The sequence below is a fragment of the bacterium genome, from assembly GCA_020444065.1.
GTDB lineage: Bacteria > Sumerlaeota > Sumerlaeia > SLMS01 > JAHLLQ01 > JAHLLQ01.
The window spans coordinates 114,739-133,696 of the sequence record JAHLLQ010000004.1; the positions used below are offsets into that span (position 1 = coordinate 114,739).

The 18,958-nt window shown below is 60.2% G+C and carries 18 protein-coding genes; 2 read left to right on the forward strand and 16 right to left on the reverse strand.

Annotated elements, in window-relative coordinates; translation table 11 throughout:
- Positions 1–53 precede the first annotated feature (53 nt).
- Positions 54–455, reverse strand: coding sequence for a PGPGW domain-containing protein (locus KQI84_11705; GenBank protein ID MCB2155542.1), 402 nt, complete (start codon positions 453–455; stop codon positions 54–56).
- A gap of 140 nt (positions 456–595) precedes the next feature.
- Here KQI84_11705 and KQI84_11710 point away from each other — a divergent pair, with 140 nt between their 5' ends.
- On the forward strand, positions 596–1,975 hold the full coding sequence (locus tag KQI84_11710) for a M28 family peptidase (GenBank protein MCB2155543.1): 1,380 nt from the start codon (positions 596–598) through the stop codon (positions 1,973–1,975).
- Between the two features lie 13 nt (positions 1,976–1,988).
- Here KQI84_11710 and KQI84_11715 read toward each other — a convergent pair whose 3' ends face one another.
- From KQI84_11715 to KQI84_11735, 5 genes are all read right to left on the reverse strand, one after another.
- A complete protein-coding gene (locus KQI84_11715) occupies positions 1,989–3,320 on the reverse strand; it encodes a DEAD/DEAH box helicase (GenBank protein MCB2155544.1) in 1,332 nt (443 codons plus the stop codon).
- Between the two features lie 9 nt (positions 3,321–3,329).
- A complete protein-coding gene (locus KQI84_11720) occupies positions 3,330–4,148 on the reverse strand; it encodes a hypothetical protein (protein MCB2155545.1) in 819 nt (272 codons plus the stop codon).
- A gap of 163 nt (positions 4,149–4,311) precedes the next feature.
- Positions 4,312–4,641: a YbjQ family protein gene (locus tag KQI84_11725; GenBank protein MCB2155546.1), complete on the reverse strand. Its 330-nt coding sequence runs from the start codon at positions 4,639–4,641 to the stop codon at positions 4,312–4,314.
- The gene (locus KQI84_11730; GenBank protein MCB2155547.1) at positions 4,638–5,072 is read right to left on the reverse strand and encodes a hypothetical protein; all 435 of its coding nucleotides are present in this window, start codon (positions 5,070–5,072) and stop codon (positions 4,638–4,640) included. The genes KQI84_11725 and KQI84_11730 overlap by 4 nt, the downstream gene beginning before the upstream one ends.
- A gap of 23 nt (positions 5,073–5,095) precedes the next feature.
- On the reverse strand, positions 5,096–5,689 hold the full coding sequence (locus tag KQI84_11735; protein ID MCB2155548.1) for a sigma-70 family RNA polymerase sigma factor: 594 nt from the start codon (positions 5,687–5,689) through the stop codon (positions 5,096–5,098).
- Positions 5,690–5,953: 264 nt separating this feature from the next.
- Between KQI84_11735 and KQI84_11740 the strand changes: the two genes are divergently transcribed.
- Complete coding sequence (locus KQI84_11740; protein MCB2155549.1) at positions 5,954–6,412, forward strand: tRNA (cytidine(34)-2'-O)-methyltransferase; 459 nt, start codon at positions 5,954–5,956, stop codon at positions 6,410–6,412.
- 139 nt (positions 6,413–6,551) lie between these two features.
- On the opposite strand, the gene KQI84_11745 is transcribed toward KQI84_11740, so the two are convergent.
- The 10 genes from KQI84_11745 to KQI84_11790 all read right to left on the reverse strand — a co-directional run bounded on the left by KQI84_11745 (position 6,552) and on the right by KQI84_11790 (position 18,862).
- Positions 6,552–6,641 (reverse strand): AURKAIP1/COX24 domain-containing protein, encoded by a 90-nt coding sequence (locus tag KQI84_11745; protein MCB2155550.1) that lies wholly within the window; start codon positions 6,639–6,641, stop codon positions 6,552–6,554.
- A 135-nt stretch (positions 6,642–6,776) separates the two neighbouring features.
- On the reverse strand, positions 6,777–8,099 hold the full coding sequence (locus KQI84_11750; protein ID MCB2155551.1) for a hypothetical protein: 1,323 nt from the start codon (positions 8,097–8,099) through the stop codon (positions 6,777–6,779).
- Positions 8,100–8,258: 159 nt separating this feature from the next.
- Positions 8,259–9,155 carry a hypothetical protein gene (locus KQI84_11755; GenBank protein MCB2155552.1) on the reverse strand — a complete coding sequence of 299 codons (897 nt, stop codon included), beginning with the start codon at positions 9,153–9,155 and terminating at the stop codon, positions 8,259–8,261.
- Between the two features lie 18 nt (positions 9,156–9,173).
- Complete coding sequence (locus KQI84_11760) at positions 9,174–10,763, reverse strand: FecR domain-containing protein (protein ID MCB2155553.1); 1,590 nt, start codon at positions 10,761–10,763, stop codon at positions 9,174–9,176.
- A gap of 115 nt (positions 10,764–10,878) precedes the next feature.
- Entirely contained in the window at positions 10,879–11,628 is a 750-nt protein-coding gene (locus tag KQI84_11765) for a peptidylprolyl isomerase (GenBank protein ID MCB2155554.1), read from the reverse strand.
- Positions 11,629–11,850: 222 nt separating this feature from the next.
- Positions 11,851–12,636, reverse strand: a complete 786-nt coding sequence (locus KQI84_11770) for an ABC transporter permease (GenBank protein ID MCB2155555.1) — start codon at positions 12,634–12,636, stop codon at positions 11,851–11,853.
- 3 nt (positions 12,637–12,639) lie between these two features.
- Positions 12,640–13,803 carry a deoxyguanosinetriphosphate triphosphohydrolase gene (locus tag KQI84_11775; GenBank protein MCB2155556.1) on the reverse strand — a complete coding sequence of 388 codons (1,164 nt, stop codon included), beginning with the start codon at positions 13,801–13,803 and terminating at the stop codon, positions 12,640–12,642.
- 87 nt (positions 13,804–13,890) lie between these two features.
- Complete coding sequence (locus tag KQI84_11780) at positions 13,891–15,180, reverse strand: adenylosuccinate synthase (protein ID MCB2155557.1); 1,290 nt, start codon at positions 15,178–15,180, stop codon at positions 13,891–13,893.
- 126 nt (positions 15,181–15,306) lie between these two features.
- On the reverse strand, positions 15,307–15,846 hold the full coding sequence (locus tag KQI84_11785) for a hypothetical protein (protein ID MCB2155558.1): 540 nt from the start codon (positions 15,844–15,846) through the stop codon (positions 15,307–15,309).
- A 214-nt stretch (positions 15,847–16,060) separates the two neighbouring features.
- The gene (locus KQI84_11790) at positions 16,061–18,862 is read right to left on the reverse strand and encodes a hypothetical protein (GenBank protein MCB2155559.1); all 2,802 of its coding nucleotides are present in this window, start codon (positions 18,860–18,862) and stop codon (positions 16,061–16,063) included.
- Between the last annotated feature and the right edge of the window lie 96 nt (positions 18,863–18,958).

Sequence of the window (18,958 nt, forward strand, 5' to 3'; positions counted from 1 at the left end):
CGAATCCACGTATCATGATATGATGATGTGTTGTCAACGCCAAAATCTGTCATTCAGCTCTTCTTCGCCCGTCTCTTCTTCGCAAGGTCCTCGATTTTGGCGCGAACCCGCCGGAGCAGACGGCGCGCCCAGGCGAACTCGATTCCCAGGATCGCAATGCCGGCCGGGATCACGATGATCGCCGGGCCAGGCGTGAAGATCATCACAAGTCCAGCCAGCACAACGACCGACCCGACGATCAAGACGATCAGTTTACGGACTTGCCGGAAACCGCCCACCGCCAGTCGAGCCGTAGGAGATTCTTCCCAGCCGCCGTTTGCGATCTCTCGGCGGAGGCGCTCGCGACGGCGAGCCTCGCGATCCGCGCTGCTGCCCTTCGCCTGTCGGCCCCATGTCCGAACCCACGCCCAGCTCGCGCTCAGCAGTCCTCTCGATTCTGTATGGGTCGCGTTCATGCTGACTCCGGGGTGTTTCCTGGGACGAATCGACGCGGAAGGAACGCGATTCGCCTCCCGCTTGTCCAATGGAGCGACGATCGTGCCGCGGCCGTGGAATGGCCGTTGCCAAGCTCGCTGCCACGGAACAGGATTCCACCATGCGCCGTCTTCGCCAGACCATCCTGCTTTCCGTCGTTTTGCTGCTTCTCGCGACATCGGCAGTCGCGCAACACGCAATTCGGCACGTTGAAGTCCTTGCCTCGCCCGAATTCGGAGGCCGCCAGACCGAGACGGAAGGCGAAGCGCTGGCCGCCGACTACATTGCCTCGCAACTTCGCCGGATCGGAGCGCAACCGCTGCCCGGCAGCGAAGGCTTCTTTCATTTCTTTCAGCGCCGCGACGTCATCGACGACGAAGGAACGCGACTGCGAGTCTATCGCGGCGATCCGGTTGGTGTTCCGAACTACGACTGGGAGGGCGGGCAGGCTCTTCGCGCGGTTTCTTTCACCAGCGAAGCCGAAGTCTCTGGTCCGATCGTCTTCGAGGACGAGGCCGCGCCCGATCAGATTGCCGGAGCAATTGTCGTCGTCTTCGATCCGCGGCCAGAGGAAGTCCGCTTCACGAGCACTCTGACAGAAATCCCGGATGATACGCTTCGTGAGTTTGCCCAACCGCTCGTAGAAGCCGGTGCGGTGGGGATCCTGTTTGTTTCAGACACGTGGGCAATTGCGCCAAAGCGAATCTGGGAAGACGGCCGACTTGGGATTCCGATCGCCTCGCTTAGTCAGAAGGCCGGTGGCGAGTTGACCTTCCTGTCGCAGATGGGTGCACTGCAGGGAAGCTTCTCCACGGCCATTCGCGAATACGAAGTCTCTGCACGCAATGTGGTCGGCATGTTGCCGCCAAACGTCTCGCCGGCCGATGGCGCGTCATCGATGGTACTGATCATGGGTGCCCACTACGATCATATTGGATCGGGCCTGCCGAATCTCTCTCTGGCCAAAGCCGCACCTCGTCGATCGTTGCCGCACCTGGGTGCCGACGACAACGCATCGGGCTGTGCGGCGATCCTGGCGGCGGGGGAGTATCTCTCACATCGAACGCGACGCAGCGGCGTGGTTTTGGCCTTCTGGTCAGGCGAGGAACTGGGGCTCCTGGGATCGAAGCAATTCACCGAGGAAATGCCCATCCCGCGTACAGACATCATGGCCTACATGAACTTCGACATGGTCGGGCGCCTGCGAAACGATCGCCTTTTCCTGAATATCACGCAGGACGAAAGCACATGGCGCCGCTTTGTGACCACCGCGAACAAAGATCTTCGGCTCGACGTTCGGAAATGGAACAGCAATCCCTGGCGGTCCGACGGCGATTCATTCCGCGACATCGGCATTCCCGTGCTGGACTTCTTCACAGGCTTCCACCCCGAGTACCACACGCCCGAAGACCGTGTTGATACCATCAATGCCGAGGGCCTCGACAAGGTCGCCCTCCTCGGTGCCCGCATCGCGTCACAAATTGTGAACTACAGGATGTAAGAATCGGTACGATCTACCGCTCGTGCGGCAGGCGTTTCTTTATCCGGCGCTTCTTTTTCTTCTTCCGGCGATCCTTCTCGGGATCGGGCACTTCGAAGCCGCGGCGGACTTTGCCGCTCTTGGTGAACGGCGATTCCTTCGGGCCCTTTCCCGGTTCGCGTGTGGAGAAATCGCCGGCCTGGCGCGAGCGCGATTTCTTGCGAGGCGCCTGTTGCGGGATTTCCTCTTCGTAATCGAATCCATCCAGACGATGCTCGGGCAGCGACTTGCGCGTCATGTGCTCGATCTTTACCAGATCGGTCAATTCCGATGGCGAGCAGAACGTCAGCGCATCGCCTTGGGCGTCCGCGCGCCCCGTGCGCCCGACGCGATGAATGTAGTCTTCCGGCGCTTCCGGCACATCGAAATTCACGACGTGCGAGATGCCGTCGATGTCCAGACCGCGCGCGGCCAGATCGGTTGCAACCAGTACGCGAACGTTCCCTGCACGGAATTCGTTCAGGGCACGCCGGCGTTCTTCCATCGGGCGATCGCCGTGCATCATGGCAGTCGCGAAGTCCGCACGCCGCAATCGATCGGCCACCTTCTCCGCGCGAGCTTTCGTTCGTGTGAAGAGAAGAACGCATTCCATCTCGCGTCGCTTCATCAACTCCACCAGTAGGTCGAACTTCTGGTGATGTGCAACGGGCCAGACTTCCTCGCGCACCTTGTCGGCCGAGGTCGTCTCTCCAATATCGATGCGCACGGGGTTGTTCAAAACCTTGCGCGCAAGTTCCTGCATTTCCGGCGGTAGAGTTGCGGAGAACATCAACGTCTGGCGGCGTTCCGGGAGGTAACTGACGATGCGGCGCACATCCGGAAGGAAGCCCATCTCGAACAGCCGATCCGCCTCGTCCAGCACGAGCACTTCCAGCGCCTGGAAGTCCACGTAATCCTTTCCCAGATGATCAAGCAGTCGTCCCGGCGTCGCGCAGATCCAGTCGGCACCGGTGCGAAAGCGATGCTCCTCTTCGTTCGAGCGAGCGCCGCCCGTGACCGTAAAGCCGGACAGGTTCGTGTGAGCCGCGAGCGCTGTCAGATGCTCGTGAACCTGGATCGCCAGTTCGCGTGTCGGAGCGACTACCAGCAGACGAATGCGCTGGGACGGCGTTGCCAGAAACCGATGCAGGATCGGCAAGCCAAAGGCCGCTGTCTTGCCCGTTCCTGTCTGCGACTTGCCGAGCACATCGCGACCGGCCATGATTTCCGGAATCGCACGCTTCTGGATCGGCATCGGCGTCTCGAATCCAAGATCCGCCACCGCCCGCGCCAGTTCTGCGCTCAAACCGAATTCTGCAAAACTCATCGAATCATCCTAGTCCAGGAGGGATTGCCGCTGTGCCGGCCTGTACACGACCGCCTTGATATCGCCGACATCCGACCACTTATCCCGCCAGTATTGAGCCTGACGCACGTCTACCAGTTGCCACTGATTCTTCTCTTTGCTCCACGCGAATGCGACGGTCCATTGCGTCGGGTTTTCGATGACTGCCTCGCGAATAATCGGCTGGCTCTTGAAGACGGCCAGATCGCCCTCATTCGGGTGGCGAGGAGCGCGCACGATTTCCGGATCATCGAACTGCAGGGCAACGCTCAAGTCCGCGGACAGCCGGCCCTCATCCATCTTCTGCTGCTCTTCCTCCATGTACGTCGCTTCATCGCGACGCGTGCCCCGCACGGAGTTCTGGCGTCCAATGGACGACATCATGTACAGATCGCGGATATTGCGACGATACCACGCGTTCCGCCAACTGCCCCACGCACCGATGGGATCCGAGAGATCGAAGTATCGCCCTGGCGATTCGACCTCCGCCGCAACGGAGCGGAAGCGCGCTGCCGTGTGCGCCTTTCTGATCGTGGCTGTCGTGACCTTGAAACCCACGTACACGACGACGACGGCTGCGAAGATCAAACCGTAGATTTTCAGCTCGCGCTTCGTTTGCTCCCAGGTCTTCAGCTCAAGTTCGTTCTTCTCTTTGCGCTCGCGTTCTTTGCGGCGCAGGAGTGATTCACGCCTCTTGCGTTCCTCTTCCTTGGCGTCGCGCTCGCGCTGTTTCACCACCTCGGGATCCTGCAGCTTATCCCAATCGCGACGCCGCCCTTTTTTGATCTCGTCGTAGTCCAGCCTTGCCATGGGAAGAAGCTCCAGACGCCTCGGTCAAAGTGCCGTCAGAAGGATGGGGCTCGTCGCCCCGGACCGGCAATGGCGAATTTGCCGGCGCCGCTATCCATGAAAGGGAAAGGCCGGCGAATCGTCCGCCGGCCGGGAGTGCTGATTGGGGATTTCGGCCTGCTGCTCAGTCGTTCGGCTCTTTCTTCAGGGTCACCGCCGTGCCGTAGGCAATCACCTCGGCCGCGCCTGCATCGATCTCTGCCGAGCAGAGCCGCAGACCGACAATCGCATCGGCGCCCATCCGGCGGCCGTCTTCCATCAGGCGATCCAGCGCTTGCTCGCGCGTCGCGGCCAGGACCTGCGTGTACTCGTGGACCTCACCGCCGACGGCGCCTTTCATGCGGGCGACCAAGTCGTCGCCAGCGTGCGCGCCGCGAACGGCGCAGCCTTTTGCCAGTCCAACCCAGGCGTCGATTTCGCGGCCAGGAACTTCGTCTGTTGTGCAGAGAATCATTTTCGGATCTTCCGGTATCGATCGTTCGGAATCTCGAGCAATCGCCCTCGCAGCACGCTGATGAAGAGCAACAGCAGGCCGCCGACGACCAGCGCCAGCCCCACTCGAATCCAGAGACTCTCGGTCAGCAGCAGGATCTTGATGATGCCCGCCGCGGCCAGAATCGCACCGCCCGCAGCCGCCAACAGCCAACCGGTGCGCTTGCTGAGCTGCGAGTCGATTTCTTCCCAGTAATTATCCCACACTTCCGCCGGGGGAGGGGCGAAGGCAAGTGCATCCGTCGCCTCCACCACGGAGGCCATTTCGGCCAGTTCCTCGCGCCATTCCGGATGCTGTTCCAGCAGGCGCTCGAACTGCTCGACTTCCTCGGGCGACATTTCGCCATCCAGGTAAGCCATGGCAATGTCCGGCATCGGTTCGGATCGTGCCATTGTTCTCTCTCCGCGGTCCCGCCTCAGCGGGGACGGTGCGGCTCCATCAGTTTCGCCAGTGCTTTGCGAGCGTGAAACAGGCGCGACATCACGGTTCCCATCGGGATATCCAGGGCTTCAGCGATTTCCTTGTAGGGCATTTCCTGCAGGTGCTTCATGATAATGATCTCGCGGAACTCCGGTTTCAGCTCTTCGATGGCGGCATGCAAATGCTCGGCCATCTCCTGCTTTTGAATCCGCTCGCGGGGATCTTCTTCCTCCGCGGCGAATTTCATGTGACTCTCGTCGACCAGCGAATCCAGCGACAGCTTCCGGCGAGGGCCGTGACGTTCCAGGTAATCCAGACAGCGATTGCGCAGAATCCGGTACAACCACGGGTAGAAGGGCCGTTTCAGCTCGAATCGATCGAGGGCCTTAAAGGCTCGAACGAAGGCGTCCTGGCTCATGTCTCGCGCGTCTTCGTGATTCCTCAGAATCCCCAGTGCCGCGCAGTAAAGCCTCTCGCGATAGTGCTCCACGATCAGCCCGTAAGCCTTCCGATCCCCCTTTCGGGCTCTCAGAAGTAACGCCTTCTCATCGAACGGTGGTTGCCCATTCTCTGTCGCAAACTCACTCAATGGCGACCTCAACGCCACTCAACGCCCCTACGCGCCGTGCGGCTGGATATTCACTTCCGCGAAAAAAAGCACCCGCCCCGGTTGGAGAGCAAGCGTTTCGCTGCCGAACATGCCAGGATAGCCAAAGAACACGACCAAAAGAACAGATGTAACGCTGCTCTTTCCTTGCTTTCTGACTCAGATTAGATTCCGTCTCTCAGAATTGCCCCAACCCAGGGCCAATGGCGCTTGCCTCGTCCGGCGGATCTGACAAACCTGAGGACTATGAGCGATCTGCACCTGGTCCTGTACTCACCCCGTATTCCCCAGAACGTCGGCGCCATTGGTCGTCTTTGCGCCGCCACATGCACGGTCATGCATGTCATTCGTCCTATCACGTTCCCGATGGATGACAAGGCTCTGAAGCGCTCGGCGATGGACTACTGGGATCACGTCGAACTGCACCTTCATGACAACTGGCCGGCCTGCAAGGACTGGCTCGGCGATCGGCGCATCTGGTTCTTTACGCGGCACACCGAACGCCTCTACACCGATGTCCAGTATCAGAGTGGCGATGTCCTGATGTTCGGGAACGAGAACCACGGCGTTCCCGACAACATGCGCGAGGAATTGCGAGAGAGCTCGGTGGGAATGCCGATCTTGAACCCTCACACGCGCAGTTTGAACCTCGCGATGGCCTCTGCCGTCGGGCTCTACGAAGCGATCCGCCAGACGCGGCCGTAGCTGGAATTGGGTTCTCGAAAATACAAGAATCCCGCCGTCCCGCAGCCTGTTTGGGCTCCGGGAACGTCGGGATTGATGATTTCACGAAGAATATCGATGAAAGCGGGGGAGGGCGCGAAAAGGGCGCCCTGCAACCCCGTTAGCGGTTCTTATAACGCATCCGCTTGCGGAGTTTCTTGTATTTGTGCTTCCGGATTTTCTTCCGGCGCTTCTTGATAACACTGCCCATCGGCCGCGTAAACCTCCATTTGAGAGTCGTCTGCATCTCCTGACCGGCGATTCGCGCCGCCCGCGTCAAGAAGAGCCGTGAAGCTAGAAGGCTCGGTCCCGCTGAAACAAGCGGAAAAACGCCTTGCCGGCCGGATTACTTCGGTGCCGGACCCCAATCGGGCAGGATATTGCTACCGGTTGTCGTCAGCGCGCGTTGGTTGGAACCATCGTCGAGCATGATGTAAATCTGCCAGCGGCCAGAGCGATCGCTCGCAAACGCCATGTGCTGGCCGTTCGGTGCCCAACTGGGGCTTTCGTTGTTTCCCTGGCCCTGCGTCAGGCGACGGTACGAGTTCGGATCGCCGCTGGCATCCAGGAGATAGATGTCGTTCTCGCCGTCGATGCGCGACACGAAAGCGATGCGCTGACCGTCCGGGCACCAGTCCGGCGCGTCGTTCCACGAACCGCGAGTTGTCAGGCGACGTTTGCCGGAACCGTCCGCGTTCATCGTGAAGATATGGACGCCGCCGGCTTCATCGCTGGCAAAGGCGATCCGTGTTCCGTCCGGCGACCACGTCGGGCTGCCGTCGGTCGCACGGGTCGTGGTCAGGCGCTTCAGATTCTTGCCGTCGCGACCCGATGAGTAGATTTCCGTGTTTCCATCCTTGCTGAGGGCCATGACAAGCTTGCCCGCCGGTTGTGACCAGGCCGGGGCGTGATTCGTTCCGCCATAGGCCGCGATCGTCCACGTCGTGCCGCTGCTCAGCATCTGGCCGTAGATGTTCGCGCGATTGCCGTGATACGAGGTGTAGTAGATCTCCGTGCCGTTGGCACCCCAGCACGGCGTTGTGCAGATCTTATTGTAGCGTGTCACGTTGCGCTGGTTGAAGCCGTCTGCATCCATCACGGCCACTTCCTTGATGCCCGGCACTTGCGAGCTGACAAACAGCAGCTTGGTACTGGCGAAGCCCTCGGTGAACTTCAGGTATCGCACGATCTCGTCCGAGATGCTATGAGCCAGCACACGGACTTCGCTCGTTGTGCCCTCGAAGTACCGGCTGAAGATCAGCTTCTGAGATCCGATATCGTACAAGATCACCCGAACGCGCAGGCTGCCGGGAGCATCCTGAATCACTTCGCCCATCACATAGTGCTCGACGCCCATGTCCTGCCAGGCCTCGAAGTTTACGGCGCCCTTCTTCACATCGAAGATGTTCTGCGTGTTCGCCAGTTGCTGGTTCTCCGGCATCTTGAAGAAGCCCGTCAGTTCCAGATCGCGGCGGATGACGCGCGGGATTGTGTCGAACTCGACGGGCGCGCCGCCCTGGCGTCCAAAGGCTGCGACGCAAATCGTCGTCGCTTCGTACTTTGCCTGCGGTTGCAGCGTTCCGAGGGATTCCCGTTCGCCCTGGGCTCCGGCGGCCAGCGGGCAAACGGTCAAAAGGATCAGCAGCAGAATCTTCAGTGACTTGTTCATGAGCGTTGGTTCCTCGTTCAACATCGGGTGGGTGTCCTGCATGGGCAAGCGCAGCGCACGACGGCAATGGGTTTTGTCAGGGATCAGACGGATTCCTGCATTCATCCCGCCGACATCCAAGCGGACCGACTGTCTGGCGCATGCGTTTGGCTGCTTTGTCTAGCGAATCCGCTCGATTTCGATGTCTGTCACGCCAAGGGAGTACTCATCCATCTCGTCCTTGATGATACCAAAAACAACCTTCCGGATGCGGCTGTGGATTGGATCGTAGCCACGCTCCATCAGGGCCGTCGTTTCCATTGAGGCCATCATTGAGACGGCCTTGGTGGACATCACGAAAACTTCATAGTACCCCTCGCGCTCGACATTCGTGAACGTGCCTTCGCTCGTTGTGGCGGAGTTGAGGAACTTGCGGTTCCCCTGAGGCCGCACGTTGCGGTACTCGACAGTGATGCCGTAGCGAGCAAACAACGGGATCACGATGTCGTCCGGGAAGCCGCTCGTATCGAGCGTCCGGATAATCCCCTCCCGTCCGCCATCGCTGTTCAGCAGGAACTCGCGCCCCGCGGCTTCGATGGCGATCCGATCGACCTGGCCTTCCAGGTCTGTTTGCCGTTTCTCCAAACGATCCCGTGCATCGGCGACCTTGCTGACCATCGATTGAAAGGCCTGGCGCTCGGCTTCTGTCCGCGGCGCCCAGTCGACCAACGAGCGCGGCGAATCATCCACTTCCTCAAGCGGCGTGTCCTCCATCAGCATGGCCACTTCCAGTGGCGCTTCTTCGACCGGGGTCACCGTGGTGGCAGCGACCTCGGCGGGCTGCAGTTCCTCCGGCGCGATTTCGGGCTCAGGCTCGGGGACGGCCGGCTTCAGGACAATCTTCATCGGGATTTCGGGTTCCGGGATCGAGATCGTCAGCGGTGTTGTTGCGAGCAGCACCCACGCCCCGATTCCGACAGCCAGCGCGATGACAAGTCCCGCATGACGCTCGACCCAGTCATCGGGATGACTGGGTCGAAAAAGACTGCCTTCATCTGTAAGGAATCGGAGCTTCATCCCAAGGATTCGCGATCCTTATCTGCGGCGACGGTTTTGTTCCTGCTCCTGCTGCAACTCGCGCAGTAAGCGTTCCGGATTGTAGACCGGATTCTCGCTGATGGCGGGTATTTGATTGAACAGGATCATGCTCGGAATATCGCCAGAGATAGATCCTTCGTTGTCCCGGTTGTCCTCACCAACGCTGTAGACGATGCCGACTGTGTTGCCGGAGCGCTCTGAGATGCGCTTGATGTAGCGCAGTGGACGGCCCCAACTGTCGACGGGAGGCAGAGCGTCGTCCCAATACGGTCCATTGTAGTTCGGCCAGTTGCCCATGTTCTCGCGCAGCACAGAGAAACCTTCCTCGGTCGTTGGTACGTGCCCCGTGTCCGCGGCGTATCGCCGGAATGCATCGGCGACAGAATCGATGTACTGTCCCAGTTTATTGCGCGAGATGTAGTAATTCGCGGCCGCCATCTGGCCCGCCCACGCGGCGTTCTGAGCAGCCGTATCGCGGATCATCCCCTCCGCGACTCCACCGCCGACTCCACCGAGGCCCGCCACTGCTTCGTCAGCCCACGCGTCCCAGTTGTTGTATTCCCGGACGATCGCTTCGTTCAGAGGCATCAGGGCCGAGATCTGCCCGTTCGGAAGAACCGTCACCATTTTGCCGCCCGGGACGTTTGTCGCAATCTGGGCCTTGGTCGATGCCACTCGCACCGAGCCATCGAGGACGGCCACGTTGACTCCCTGCCCCAAGTCATCGGAAACGCGGAAGATCGTACCCTGCACACCGGCGGTCACATTCGGTGTGCGCACAATGAACTGTCCTTTGCCGCCGCGATCCTCGACTTCGCACCAGATCTTACCGCGCTTCAGGTTGATCGTAACATTGTCGTCGGTCAGCGTCGCCAACTCGATGTGAGAATGGCGAGGCAGACGAACGATGTCCTTATTCGTGCGGACAGTCAGGCGTGCCTGGGCATCCGCCGTCATGACCTCGGCGCCGGAGCGCAGATTGGTATCGGTCGATACGGCCTGAAAATCAGTCATGGAAGGTTCCGCTTTGACCTGAACCGCCATGTCCTCAGGAATTCCAAAGACGACCGCATCCCATCCGAACGGCACTTCTGGCGCGACCACATCGGAACGCTTGAACTCGGGGATTCCGCCGCCGGTGCCCTGCTTCGGGCTCGTCGCTGCCGCAGAGGCCACTTGCGTATCCGATGCCGGAGCAAAGGGATTGTCTCCCGCCGAATCGCCGCCCCACAGGGCACTCACGTCGTCGCCTTCTGCTCCGCCACTCGCTCCGCCGAACGGGTTATCGCCTGCCGAACCGCCGCCGAAGGGGTTGTTGCCTCCTCCGTTATTGCCGCCGAAGCCGCCTGTGTTGCCGCCAAAGCCGCCAGCAGTTCCGGAACCGCGAATGATCTGCTTCAGGTTCATCTTCAGGAATCGCAACTCGCCATAGCGCTCGGTCTTCAGGCGAATCTCGTCCTCATTCTCGAACGTGATTTCCCCCTGCACTGTTCGACCGTTGAGCGTGACGACGGCATCGGCAACCGCCAGAGTTGTCAGCGCCAGGAAGCAGGCGCTTGCCAGGATTGCCAGCAGTGTTCGACGCATTCTCACAAGTGTTCTCCCGAACCTTCCCGGTTCTTGATTCTTTTACCAAATCTTCGCACCACGGCACCGATTCGTCAAGTGCATCAGCCCCGCGATCCGTCGGCGACTCTCACTTCTAGGACCCGGAGCCCGGGGCCTTGAAGGGCTTGATCTTCCGCTGCAGCGAGGGGACGGGTCTGGTTGCTTCCCTCGTCTGCCTCTCGTCGAGTTGCCTGCCTTCGAATTTCTTCACCGGCTTTTCCTTTTCCGTGGCCCCAAAAACACGCCTTTTCTTTCCTGGAGGAGGCGTGTCCTCAACAACGTATTGCCATGGGCGTCCGGCAAAGTCCTGTCCCGCCGGGATTCGGATGATCTGCACAAACTCGATCACGACGGGTTCGATGGGCCGGTCCATTTCATTGCGCGAAACCTTGGCGATTGCGCTGACGACATCGAATCCTTCGACAACCCGGCCGAAAATTGTGTTCCGACCGTTCAAATGCGTCGGTGTGCTTTGCTTGTCGGTGATGAAGAACTGCGATCCACTGGTCCCGGGGCCTTCGTTGTACATCGCGACCATGAAATCCTTGTCGAAAGTCAGATCCGGATCGATCTCGTCCTCGATGGCGTATCCTGGTCCGCCGCTTCCAGTCCCCAGCGGATCTCCCCCCTGGATCAGGAATCCTGGAATCACCCGGTGGAAAGTTAGTCCATCGTAGAAACGTTCCCGAACCGCCTTGCCAGTGTTCGGATCTCGCCAGGGCTTGGAACCTTCCGCCAGATTGACGAAGTTCCGCACGGCGATTGGTGTCTTGTCCGTGAACAGGTGGATAATGATCTGGCCCTTCGTCGTGTTCAGGACGGCGAAGTAGTCCTTGTCCTTCATCAACTGCGGTCCATTCAGCTCGGCATCCTCAGCTTGCGCGAACGCCATGAACGGGATCGCCAGAAGCATAAACAACAGGAGTCCTCCCCCTCCCAGGAGTGAAATCCTCTTCAACATATACCATCTACCTCATTCACGAAGTTGGGGGCTCTCGGTCATTGGACATCAGGTGGGTGGAATCTGTTCCCGCGGGCAAGAAGCCGTCAAGCTGCAAGCGCCCAATCACAGCTCGTCCAGAATATCGGACCGGTGCCGTCGGAGAAAAGATAGCCCGATCAGGATCGCCGCAAAAGGCAGAACCACGATGACAATGTAGCTGTCGTTCTGGAAAGCAGGATCGGGAGACCCGAAGAGCCGCTGGATCAGCGAGACGTAGCTCATTGCTGGATTCAACCGAGGCAGAATCCGCAGTCGTTCCGGCAAGATCGACACGAAGTAAACAATCGGCGTCAGCCAGAACAGGAACTGCAGTGCCACCGTGACGAGTTGGCCGACATCCCGCATCGCCAGGTGCATTACACTCAGCAGCATCCCGACGCCCATCGCCAGGGCTCCCAGGCCGTACATTACTGGAAATGCGTAGATTACCTCCGGCCCCGGTGAATTGCCGGTGACGATCAGGAGTGCGATCAGCGCCGACATGCTGATCGTGTGAATGATGACGGAATTCACCAGAATGCTGACATGCAGGACTTCTTCCGGAATCGCCATCTTCTTCAGGAAGCCCGCGTTATCGACCAGTGTCGTCGTGCAGCGTCCGAGCACCTCGGAGAAAAGAAACCACGGTATAATCCCCGAGGTCAGGTGAATGGCGTAGCCCAGCTTGCTGCCGCCCTCGATGCCGTGTCGCATGATGTTGGAGAAGACAATGATGTAGATCGCGATCATCACAATCGGATGAATCACGTTCCACAGGATTCCGAGGGTCGAGCCCGCGTAGCGCGTCTGGAACTCGCGCCGGACGAGCAGCCACAGAATCGATCGGGCCTTCAGGAAATTCCGAAGCACGGGTCAGCGCACCACCTCGGGCATGAAGGACGCCCGGTATTGCTCCATCAGGTAGCGATCCGTCATCCCCGCAATGTAGTCGCAGATCACCTGGTGGGCGCCCTCCTCCGGGATGCGCCGCTGGAACTTCAGCGGCATCTGCCGCGGATTCTCCAGGTAGTTCTCGAACAGGGCCAGCACGAAGCGCCGAGCCTTGTTCGTCGCCACCAGAATCCGCGGGTGGAAGTACACCCGCTCCATCAGGAAAGTCTTCAGGGCTCTTACTTTGGCCTGGAACTCCGGCGAGAAGCTCACCAGCCGCCCGGAGTGATTGTAGACGTCCTCCAGCGACTGGACGCCGCTCTCTTCGATCAGCTTGGCGGACGTATCGAGCGCGTCATGGACGTGCGCATCATACAATTTCGACAAGGCGCGGAACTTGACGAATTTATCCCGAATATCGCTCGCGCCCTTCGAGCGCGCCGCCTCGAAGAACTCCCACACCCAATCGACCTTCTGCAGGTCCTTCTCCACAATCAGGCCCATCTTCAGCGCGTCGTCCAGGTCAGCATTATTATATGCGATTTCATCGGCCAGGTCGCAGACTTGACTCTCAAGAGAGGCCGGCTTGCCCGGCTTGTAACCCGGGTGCGGATCGGGGGTGTCGTAGTCGGTGTCGTGCTTAATGATGCCTTCGCGAACTTCGTAGGTCAGGTTGAGGCCGGGGAAATTGGGGTAACGCTCCTCGAGTAGCTCCACCACGCGCAAGCCCTGGGCGTTGTGCTCGAAACCGCCATGGTCCTTCATGCATTCGCTCATGGCTTCTTCGCCGGCATGTCCAAAGGGTGTGTGCCCCAGATCGTGGCCGAGCCCGATGGCTTCTGCGAGATCCGTGTTCAGCCCCAGCGCACCACAAACAGTGCGGGCAATCTGGGCGACCTCGAGGGAGTGCGTCAGCCGCGTGCGGTGATAGTCGCCGCCGGCGTGTGCCACAAAAACCTGTGTTTTGAACTCGAGCTTCCGGAATGCGCTGGAGTGAATGATCCGATCGCGATCACGCTGGAAATCCGTCCGCAAGGGATCCGGATTCACTGCATGGATGCGGCCCTCGCTGGCGCGGGATCTCGCGGCGTACGGCGCCAGATGGCGCTCCTCCTGCTCCAGCATTTGTTCACGACGTCGCATCATGGTCGCCACTCGGCCTCCTGTCTCGAAATCCCCGCATCGTGAGAGTCAGGGACGCCCCGTTGCAACCTCAATGGATTGGAAGGCGACTCAGAACAGTGTTTCGTTCATTGCGACCGTCGCTGTGCGGTCCGGCCCGGTGCTGACCATCGTGATCGGGGGGCCAAGCGCGCGCTCGATCCAGCGAATGTACTCAATCGCCTGCTTCGGCAACGCATCCGGCGTGGAGGCGCCTTCGGTCGGGGCATCCCAACCGGGCAGGTTCTTGTAAATCGGCGTAGAGTCCTGCAGATCGCTCGAATCGCAAGGGGTCGCCTGAGTCTGGCCGTCGGCGGATTCGTAGTGCGTGCAAACAGGAATCTCGTCGAATCCATCGAGAACGTCCAACTTTGTGACAATGATTTCCGTCAGGCCGGCGAGCTGTATCGCGCGCCGCATGACAGGCAGATCGAGCCAACCGCAGCGCCGCGGGCGACCCGTCGTTGCGCCGAACTCGTGTCCCGCTTCGCGTAGCTTCTCGCCGTCGGCGTTCAGTTGTTCCGTCGGGAAGGGGCCTTCCCCAACGCGCGTCGTGTAGGCCTTCATGATTCCGATGACGCGGCGGATTTGGCTCGGCGGAATGCCAAGTCCGACGCATGCTCCGCCGGGCGTTGGGCTCGAGGACGTCACATAGGGGTACGTCCCGTGATCGATGTCCAGCATGATGCCCTGGGCGCCTTCGCAGAGGACGTTCTTGCGGGCGCTCAGCTCGGCAGCCAGGTACCCGACGGAATCGCCAATCATTGGGCGGATGCGTTTCGCTGCGGCCAGCAATTCCTCCAGTGTCGATTCTGTATCGGGCGGTTCCACCTGGAAGATTTTCGTCAGGATTTCTGCGTGATAGGCGGCCAACTCGCGGTACTTCGCAGCAAATCGATCCGGGTTCCGCAGATCGCACGCACGCAGGCCGACACGCCGGGCCTTGTCCGTGTAGGCAAATCCGATTCCGCGAAGCGTCGTCCCGATCTTGGCCGCGCCGCTGGCCTTCTCGACCGCCGCATCGAGTGCCTTGTGTTGCGGCAGGATCAGGTGGGCGTGTCCGCTGATCAGGAGGCGGCCTTCGACCTGAAGTCCGGACGATTCGACCTCGTCCAGTTCCTCCACAAGAGACAGGAGATCAACGACCACACCATTGCCGATGACGTTGTGGACCTGGGGGCGCAGTACACCCGACGGCAGCGTGTGCAGCACATACTTCTTCCCATCGAAAATAACGGTGTGACCGGCGTTGTTTCCGCCCTGATAGCGGGCGACGACATCAAACGATTCGGACAGAACGTCGACGAATTTCCCTTTTCCTTCATCCCCCCACTGGCATCCGACAAGAACGGTCGCTGGCACGATCGGTCTCCCTTAGGTGGCGTGTTGGCCGTTGTGCTGAAGCCAGACAAGAAAATCGCCCCGGACAGCGGCCCGGGGCGATGCTTTTCTTTGTGTTTGCCTTCCGATGGAAGGACGAACTCTGTCTTACTTCTTGTCTTCGTCTTCTTCTTCGAGACCTTCGTCGCCGAAGTCCTCTTCATCCTCGAAGCCGAAATCATCGTCGAATGTCGAGAAATCTTCGTCGTCTTCATCCTCGATCGGCGACGGACGCAGGACGCGATAGAGCAGGTAGATGATGATGATCACCACGATCACAATCACCAGGAATCCGAGGATGTTCATGTCGTTGCCCTCGGAACTCGATGCTGCACGCTCCTTCTGGATGGCCGTCGCGGCACCAGTGACAGACTCGCGAAGGCTGTTCACTTCACTGGTCATATCTTCGAGGGATTTTTCCTGCAGAATGATCTGCGTTTGCAGATTCTGAATCTGGGTCCGCAAACGATCGTTTTCGGCCTGCAGACTCTGGGCCTGAGCGGAGAGCCTCTCTGTGGAGCGACTGACCGCGGAGACCAGGGCCTCACGATCCATCTGCGCCTTTTCAACGCGTTGTGTATCTTCACATCCGACCATGAACAGAGCCAGGATGGACACCAGCACTAGCAGTCGACCGTAAAACTTCACGCGGAATTCCTCCTGCATCGATTGATTATCAACAACTTCGTCCAGTTGAGCATTCCAGACTAGGCAAGGTGGACAGGCCTGACGTGTCAAGGGCTTTGTCCCGCCTGCCCAACGCCCCAAAGGCCCCCATTGACGGCCCTTGCGGTCCATTTACTCAACCCGCATTCCACCACGACACCATCCGAGGCACAAGCCTCAATCGCGGACTTTTTCGCTACTCCACAACCACGGTTTCAGTCCGGCTCTCGTCGGCTTCGACGCGCACGCGCTTTTCGAAGTTCACGCCCGCGCCGGGGCCCGGTACGATGCGGTACTCGCCAACGGGGAGGTTATCCCAGTTCCACTCGCCGACACCATCGGTCACCGGATCCATGGGCTGGATCATCGACAGCAACCAGTCGGCATCCTCGCCGGCGTCATCGAGGATCCGAATCGGCAGGTTTGCGAACGGCAAGCCCTGCGGCGACTGCACGACAACGGTCAGGTTGCCGCCTGGTTCGGCGACCGGATTGTAGATGGTGGCTTCGCCGGCCTGCACGGTGAGCGGCGGGCTGAGCATGGGCGTGAAGATCCGGCCGTCCATGTTTCGCCAGAAGCCGTAGAAGCAGAGCGTGTACTCGCCCGGTTCGAGGCCCGGTGTTTCGTACTCGCCCTCGTCGTTCGCCCACGCTTCACAGGCAACACGCTCTCCGGAATCGTTGTCGATAATGAACGGAATCCGCAGGCGCGCCGGACGCCCTTGCTGATCGCGAATCGTTCCGGAAACCGTGCCGCCCTTGCGCGTGAGGCGAACCTCCATCGGCGAATCGAAATCGGATTCGGCCAACCGGTCGATCTCGTAGATGTCGTAGTCATTCGCCTGCACGATCATTCCGAAGTTTCGATGGGCGAGTTCATTAAATCTGAACACGCCGCTCTCATTAACGCGATCCATTGGCTGCGGAACTTGCTCGGCCACTTCCATGTCGACCCAGTCCGTCTTCGACACATCGTTGAGGGTCACTCGCGCACCTCGCACTGGTTCTTCCGTCGTGTCATCGATCACGACGCCTTCGAGCGAGTAGTCCCCGACAACGGCCTCGATCTCGATCGGCTCTTCGCCGCTGACTGGCACTTCGAAATCGCGCACGAACGATGGCGTTCTCCAGCGGCCTTCGCCGCCCTGCAGATACAGTGCGTAGCGGCCTGGTGCCAACGAATCGGTCGCCTGGCCATTTGCGTCAGTCTGGATATTGCCGCCGCGGAACATCGATCCGCTCGCGAGCGGACTGTAGCGCAGATCGACCTCCTCGAGCGGTTCGCCCACTTCGCTCGTCACGATGAAGAGACACTCTCGCGAAGTCGGGATGGTCAGCGTCACTTCCGTCGGTGCATCGCCGCCGAATTGCACCATGGTCTGACGCAGTTCTTCGCCTTCGGTATCTTCGACCGAAATCATATGTGGACCGGCCCTGGCTTCCAACTCTGCTTCGCCATCGACGATCTCGGCTCTCGCCTCGGCACGACGCCAGTTGCCGGCCGTGATCTGGCCGGCCTCCAGTGGTCCGCCCGTATCCCAGTTGATCGTGAAGTGCACCGTGACCATCGCAAACGGATCTTCGAAAAGGACCTCGCGCTCCTCGCCTTGCGCCAGTGCCACTTCACGAAGTGTCCCGTCCCATGGGCGGTCGCTCTCGGGGTTGCGCAGCCAGACGCGATAGCTCCCCTCCTGCAGACCCAGGAACATCGCGACGCCCTGCTCGTTCGTTTGCTCGGTCTGCCCGAACATCGATGTCTGGGTGTTCTGCTCGTTGTAGAAGATGATATGCGGCATGTTGGCGGAGTTCCGCGTCTGGATCGAAACCGTCACACTTTGCTCCGGCACGGGTTCGCCTTCGGACAGAACAATGGCCTTGATCGAGCCCGCTTCCTTGGTTTCGACCAGTCGCTTCACCGTCTCGCCGGAGTGAAGCAGAAACGGCTCTGTCAACCCGAGGCGCCCCGACGTCGTGCGCAGCTCGCCGATGTACTGACCGGGCGGGATACCCGTCATTCGGGCGCCCAGGTCGAAGAACTCCACTTCCTGATTCTGCGGATTATGCAGGATATCGCTTTGCGCGTAATAGGCCTCGGCCTGGCCTTCCTCCTGCTCGATCTGCAGAGCCGCAACGGATTCGCTGGCCGACGCCAGCCGGAGTCCGGACGAGAGGATCTTCTCGCCCTCCTCAAGACTCCCCTTCAGCTCGAGTTCGACTGTGCCAAACCCGATGCCTTCCAGGCTCACGAAGGCCGTGCCTTCCATGTAAGTCTTGCCTGATCCGTCGGTCATTTCACATACCGCGACCGTTTGCTGAAGGCCGCCACGGCCTCGTCCACCCCAGTTCCAATTGCCTCCGGGACGCCTGCCACGCCTCCCCATATCTTCCGGCTGGTCCAGGCGCACCTCCCGAGTCGCCACATCGCACGGGGCGTCGCCCGGGCTCGGACGCAAAGTCAGCGACGCAAACTGGTAGCCGTCTGCGAAGGCCTCGACCAGGACTTGAGACGGCAGGCTCTGCAGCACGATGGTTGTCGACGTTTCCTTTGTTTCGATGGCCGCCTCGGCTTCCATCGGCTGGCGAGGATCGCCGCCGCCGCGCCGGTCAAAGCCGCGGCCGCCTCGCATCGGCGTCAGCTTGTAGGTGATGTCGCGTGGCGCGTCGCCATGAAACACCGTTGCCTCGAGACCGACGTGAAGAATCACCTCGCCCTCCGGCATCTCGGGCGGACGGCGGCGTTCGCCCTCGCGAGGAGGCGGCGCATCCGGGCGACGCTCCGGCGTTGGTTCCGGCGTGGCTGCCGGCTGCGGGCGAGATTCGCGTCGTGGGGCTTCCGCCGGTTGGCTGAATTCCCTCGGTTCAGGCTTCTTCTCCTCCTTCTGAACCGCCGCGACAGGCGTCGCCGGGGCGGGAGCCGGCTTGCTCCGGAGAAAATACACGGCAACGACAAGTACAGCGACCCCAATGATCGCTGCGATCAAGAAACGAACGTTCTTCATGGTTTGTCCCCCCAATCCCTTCACAGTCTGGTGGGATCGATAACTCTATTGGGCAAGCTGGAAAAGCGGAATCTTGCAGGCGGACCCGCTCCAAAC